Origin of the sequence: Pseudescherichia vulneris, from assembly GCF_902164725.1 — a bacterium.
Classification (GTDB): domain Bacteria; phylum Pseudomonadota; class Gammaproteobacteria; order Enterobacterales; family Enterobacteriaceae; genus Pseudescherichia; species Pseudescherichia vulneris.
In genome coordinates this window covers 1,774,332-1,780,197 of sequence record NZ_LR607338.1, presented here as the reverse complement: position 1 = coordinate 1,780,197, position 5,866 = coordinate 1,774,332, and the positions used below count along the sequence as shown (strand labels likewise).

General features: G+C 55.4%; 6 protein-coding genes. 3 read left to right on the top strand and 3 right to left on the bottom strand.

Annotation, left to right across the window (positions count from 1 at the left end):
* The first annotated feature begins 213 nt into the window (after positions 1–213).
* Positions 214–966, top strand: a complete 753-nt coding sequence (gene gpmA, locus FN633_RS07530) for a 2,3-diphosphoglycerate-dependent phosphoglycerate mutase (protein ID WP_154057286.1) — start codon at positions 214–216, stop codon at positions 964–966.
* Between the two features lie 41 nt (positions 967–1,007).
* Here the strand turns inward: gpmA and aroG are convergent, their stop codons facing one another.
* Positions 1,008–2,060: a 3-deoxy-7-phosphoheptulonate synthase AroG gene (gene aroG, locus FN633_RS07525; protein WP_154057285.1), complete on the bottom strand. Its 1,053-nt coding sequence runs from the start codon at positions 2,058–2,060 to the stop codon at positions 1,008–1,010.
* 320 nt (positions 2,061–2,380) lie between these two features.
* Here aroG and FN633_RS07520 point away from each other — a divergent pair, with 320 nt between their 5' ends.
* Both FN633_RS07520 and zitB read left to right on the top strand, forming a co-directional pair.
* Positions 2,381–2,830, top strand: a complete 450-nt coding sequence (locus FN633_RS07520) for a protein YbgS (RefSeq protein WP_154057284.1) — start codon at positions 2,381–2,383, stop codon at positions 2,828–2,830.
* Positions 2,831–2,945: 115 nt separating this feature from the next.
* Positions 2,946–3,890: a CDF family zinc transporter ZitB gene (gene zitB / locus FN633_RS07515; protein WP_154057283.1), complete on the top strand. Its 945-nt coding sequence runs from the start codon at positions 2,946–2,948 to the stop codon at positions 3,888–3,890.
* Here zitB and pnuC read toward each other — a convergent pair.
* Positions 3,887–4,606: a nicotinamide riboside transporter PnuC gene (pnuC, locus tag FN633_RS07510; RefSeq protein WP_154057282.1), complete on the bottom strand. Its 720-nt coding sequence runs from the start codon at positions 4,604–4,606 to the stop codon at positions 3,887–3,889. The genes zitB and pnuC overlap by 4 nt on opposite strands.
* A gap of 66 nt (positions 4,607–4,672) precedes the next feature.
* Complete coding sequence (gene nadA, locus FN633_RS07505; protein ID WP_154058854.1) at positions 4,673–5,713, bottom strand: quinolinate synthase NadA; 1,041 nt, start codon at positions 5,711–5,713, stop codon at positions 4,673–4,675.
* Between the last annotated feature and the right edge of the window lie 153 nt (positions 5,714–5,866).

The window sequence follows — 5,866 nt, the reverse complement described above, 5'->3', positions numbered from 1 at the left end:
GGCGGCGCTACGCTTGCCGGGCCTACAGGCAAATATTTGCCCATCCTGCTGAAATAAGCACCGTTTGCCGACAAAATCCTAACCCCGATTTCACAAGCACCTTACACTGCGCCACTATTTTCGCTATGGTAATGGTTATGCGTTGCTGCTGGCGTCGCCTCGGCAATATAATGAGAATTGTTATCATTCAACCAGGTTTATTAAGGAGAGAGTATGGCTGTTACTAAGCTTGTTCTGGTTCGTCATGGCGAAAGCCAGTGGAACAACGAAAACCGCTTCACCGGCTGGTACGATGTTGACCTGTCCGAGAAAGGCGTGAGCGAAGCAAAATCAGCAGGTAAACTGCTGAAAGCAGAAGGCTTCAGCTTTGATTTTGCCTACACCTCCGTGCTGAAACGCGCTATCCACACCCTGTGGAATGTCCTTGATGAACTCGATCAGGCTTGGCTGCCGGTAGAGAAATCCTGGAAACTGAACGAGCGTCACTACGGTGCGCTGCAGGGCCTGAACAAAGCGGAAACCGCTGAGAAGTACGGTGACGAGCAGGTTAAGCAGTGGCGTCGCGGCTTCGCGGTGACTCCGCCAGCGCTGACCAAAGACGATGAGCGCTTCCCGGGCCACGATCCGCGTTACGCATCCCTGACTGAGCAGGAGCTGCCGCTGACCGAGAGCCTGGCGCTGACCATCGACCGCGTGATCCCTTACTGGAATGAAACCATTCTGCCGCGCCTGAAAAGCGGCGAGCGCGTGATCATTGCCGCTCACGGTAACTCCCTGCGTGCGCTGGTGAAGTACCTGGACGACATGGGTGAAGATGAGATCCTTGAGCTGAACATCCCGACCGGCGTACCGCTGGTGTATGAGTTCGACGAAAACTTCAAGCCGATTAAACATTACTATCTGGGTAACGCTGACGAAATCGCTGCAAAAGCGGCGGCGGTAGCAAACCAGGGTAAAGCGAAGTAATGAATACGTGCCCGGCGGCATAACGCTGCCGGGCATGATTATCAACCGCGACGCGCTTTCACCGCGTTAGCCAGCTGACGCAGAATAGCGTCGGTATCTTCCCAGCCGATACAGGCATCCGTCACGCTCTTGCCATAGACCAGCGGCTCACCGCTCTCCAGACTTTGGCTACCTTCGACCAGATGGCTCTCAATCATCACGCCAATCACCGCTTTCTCGCCACCAGCAATCTGCTGACAAACGTCTTCACCCACGGTCATCTGCTTCTTGAACTGCTTGCTGGAGTTAGCGTGACTGAAGTCGATCATCACCTGCGGTGCCAGCCCAGCTTTATCCAGATCCTGCTTCACTTCGGCAACGTGCTGCGCGCTGTAGTTCGGCTCTTTACCGCCGCGCAGGATGATATGGCAGTCGCCGTTGCCGCTGGTATTCACAATCGCCGAGTGGCCCCACTTGGTGACGGAGAGGAAGCAGTGCGGTGCCCCGGCAGCATTGATGGCGTCAATCGCCACCTTGATGGTGCCATCGGTGCCGTTTTTGAAGCCTACCGGGCAGGATAGCCCGGACGCCAGCTCGCGGTGCACCTGAGATTCGGTAGTGCGCGCGCCAATGGCGCCCCAGCTCATCAGATCGGCAAGGTACTGCGGGGTGATCATATCAAGGAACTCCCCCGCCGCAGGCAGGCCGCTGTCGTTAATCTCCAGCAGCAGCTTGCGAGCAATGCGCAGACCGTCGTTGATCTGGAAGCTGTTATCCATGTGCGGATCGTTAATCAGCCCTTTCCAGCCCACGGTAGTACGCGGCTTTTCAAAATAGACGCGCATCACGATCTCAAGCTCGCCCTTCAGCTCTTCACGCAGCGTCAGCAGGCGAGCGGCATACTCTTTGGCCGCGGCCGGGTCATGAATTGAGCATGGCCCGATCACCACCAGCAGGCGGTCATCGCTGCCTTTGAGGATCTTATGGATAGCCTTACGGGCGTGAGAAACCGTATTGGCTGCGGTCTCCGTCGCCGGGAATTTCTCCAGCAGCGCGACAGGGGGTAACAGTTCGTTAATCTCTTTAATGCGTAAATCGTCGTTCTGATAATTCATGATCGTTCCAGCGTTTGCCATACTTATGTCAGAGAGTGCAATCCCTCCAATCTAACGGCTCAGTCAGAAAGTGTAAACGGGCTTTTACACTGAGTACGGAATATTCCTGAAAAGTGATAAAAAAGGGTTAGCCGCTAGCGAACGTCGACAACCTGACTAAACTTTTTACCTGTAAACACTTTGTTTTTATTTCTTATCCAGATTCCATTCTACCTTTTTAGGAAGAATTGGCATCTTTCACTACTGAGCGAATATTCCGTTTCGCATCTGCACTGTTGGATATCGCTATCCAATGTAATGACGAGAACAGGAGCACGATTATGAAAATGAATAAACTGGCTACAATTTTACTGACGACTACCCTGACTCTGGCTAGCGGCGCAGCACTCGCAGCATCTAACAGCAACGGCGCAGCTAACGCGGCCGCAGACGCCGGGGCAGTAGCACCGGGCGCTAAACAGAATCTGCAGCCTAATAACGTAAACAATAACGATATCAATACCGGTAACACCAACGCAGCTACCGGCTCAACCGGGACTAACACTACCGGCACTGCAACCGGTGGCGCTACCGGTACCTCTACAGGCGGCATGCTGCACTCCAACGGTGGGGCTTCAACCAGCGCTGACGGTCAGCATATGGATAAAGACGACATCCATAAAAACAGCATGTGTAAAGACGGTCGCTGCCCGGACGTGAATAAAAAAGTGGAAACCGGTAACGGTATCAACAACGACGTTGATACTAAAACCGACGGCACTTCACAGTAATTACGCTGATGTGCACGATGAGGAGAGCCAAGGCTCTCCTTATTTTTTTGTGGCGAGGAAATAAAAATCTGCAATGATGTAAGTCGCTGAGAATATATAAAATGGAATAAAACTCATGGCGCATCACCACTCACACGCTTCCCCTTCTGAACACCATGATGGCAACGCCCGTCGTTTGCTATTGGCCTTTAGCGTCACCGCCCTGTTTATGGTGGTCGAGGTGATTGGCGGCCTTGTCTCCGGCTCGCTGGCGCTGCTGGCAGACGCGGGTCATATGCTTACCGATGCCGCTGCCCTGCTCTTTGCTCTGCTGGCCGTACGCTTTGCCCGCCGTCCGCCGAGCGCCCAACGTACCTTCGGCTGGCTGCGGCTCACTACCCTGGCGGCATTCGTTAACGCCCTCGCTCTGGTCGCCATCACCTTTATGATTGTCTGGGAAGCCATTACGCGCTTCTATCACCCGCAGCCAGTGGCGGGCGTCACTATGCTGGGCATTGCCATAGCGGGCCTCGTCGCTAACATCGTCTCATTCTGGATCCTGCATCGCGGCAGCGAAGAGAAAAACCTCAACGTGCGGGCCGCTGCGCTCCATGTATTGGGCGATCTGCTCGGCTCCGTGGGAGCGATTGTTGCAGCGCTGGTGATCCTGTGGACAGGCTGGACGCCGGTTGACCCGATACTCTCGGTGCTGGTTTCCTGTCTGGTGCTGCGCAGCGCCTGGACGCTGCTTAAAGAGAGCGTCAACGAACTGCTGGAGGGCGCGCCGGTATCGCTGGATATTGCGGCGCTGCGTCGCCATCTGCGCCGCGATATCCCGGAGGTGCGCGACGTACACCATGTGCACGTCTGGACGGTGGGAGAGAAGTCGGTGATGACCCTGCACGTACAGGTTATTCCCCCGCACGATCATGATGCGCTTCTGGAGCGCATCCAGCACTTTCTAATCCATCACTATGAGATTTCACACGTGACGATCCAGATGGAGTACCGTCCCTGCAGCGGACCGGAGTGCGATCTCAATACCCTGCCCTCCGGTCACGTTCATCATCATCACCACTAGCCAACCAGCGCGCGTGAGCCTCGTTCCCGCGCGCTGTTTATCCACATCCGGCTGCCGTTTAATGCAATAAAGGTCAGGATCAGGTACTCCAGCGACATGGCGTAGACGCCCTGCAGGGCAAAGATCACCACGCTAATCACGTTAACTACGACCCACAGCAGCCAGTTTTCGACGTATTTGCGGGTCATCAGCACCATGGCCACAATCGACAGCACCATCAGACAGGCGTCCCAGAACGGGAAGGCATCGGGCTGTAGTTCAGGCATCGCCACGTTTAAACCCAGCGCCTGCATGACAGTGACCGCAATGCGGGTCAGGAAGGTGAACACCGGATCGATAAACAGGGTCATCAGACCAATCGCCAGGGCGCAGATAACCAGCCAGACAATTGCCTTACCGCGCGGCAGCCAGCGGATCTGCAGCACGGCCTCGTTTTGTGTCGTTTGCCGCGACCAGGCATACCAGCCGTAGATGTTAGCCGCGAAGAAGAAGAGCTGCAGCAGCAGGCTAGCGTAGAGCTGGATCTGGAAAAAGATCACCGCAAACAGCGTTACGTTGATCAAACCAAAGGCGTAGTTACTGATCTTCTCCAGGCTGGCAAGCCAGATGCAGAGCAGCCCAGCGAGGGTACCCACCGCTTCGATCCACGAGAGATCGTAGCCGCCCGCCCCTAGCGGAATGTGAACCAAAATATTCTGCGTACTAAAAAAATCCATTTCTGCCCCGCCTGTCAAAAAGTGAAATTGTCTTAACAATCATAGCCGTTATCGCACGGTACGTAATTAACGCAGCGTTGCGGCAAAATCCAGCATCCGGTTAAGCGGCAGCAGCGCCCCTTCACGTAGTTTCGCATCGACATGGATCTCGTGCAGCGCCCCGCCCTTCTCCAGCCCCTCAGCGATAGCCTGGAGGCCGTTCATGGCCATCCACGGGCAGTGTGCACAGCTGCGACAGGTTGCGCCCTCACCGGCGGTAGGTGCTTCCAGCAGCTCTTTCCCCGGTACGGCCTGCTGCATCTTGTAAAAGATACCGCGATCGGTGGCGACAATAAGCTGCGAATGCGGCAGCGTTTTGGCCGCGTTGATCAGCTGGCTGGTAGATCCCACGGCGTCTGCCATATCCACCACCGCCTGCGGTGACTCAGGATGAACCAGAACGGCCGCATCAGGATAGAGCGCTTTCATACGCGCCAGCGCCTGGGTTTTGAACTCGTCGTGAACGATGCACGCTCCCTGCCAGCAGAGAATGTCGGCCCCGGTCTGCTTCTGTACGTAGCTGCCGAGATGACGATCCGGCGCCCAGATGATCTTCTCCCCAAGGCTATCCAGATGTTCAATCAGCTCGACGGCGATACTTGAAGTGACGACCCAGTCCGCTCGCGCCTTAACGGCGGCTGAAGTATTGGCGTAAACCACGACAGTGCGATCCGGATGCGCATCGCAAAAGGCGCTGAAAGGCTCAATGGGGCAACCAAGATCGAGGGAGCACTCGGCATCGAGCGTCGGCATAAGAATGGTTTTTTCCGGGCTGAGGATCTTAGCGGTCTCGCCCATAAAGCGCACCCCGGCCACCAGCAGCGTGGAAGCAGGATGCTTCGCTCCAAAGCGCGCCATCTCAAGGGAATCAGAGATACAGCCGCCGGTCTCCTCGGCAAGCTGCTGGATCTCCGGGTCGGTATAGTAGTGGGCCACCATCACCGCATCCCGCTCCTTCAGTAGCCTTTTGATCTTTTCGCGGTAAAACGCTTTTTCGTCGAGGCTCAACGGACGCGGCTTCGGCGGGAAGGGGTAAATCGTAGTTTCAGGATCGAACATTACGCTCATCATGCTTTCTCGTTTTGCTGACTTAACAATAATGCCCAGACCTGCGAGGTAAAACGGAGGATGCGGCATTTGTGTTTTATATACTAAACAAGATAGCGGATCACAGAGGAAAAGTCACATCAATTAAGCGGAACGCTTACACCCTTTACGCTG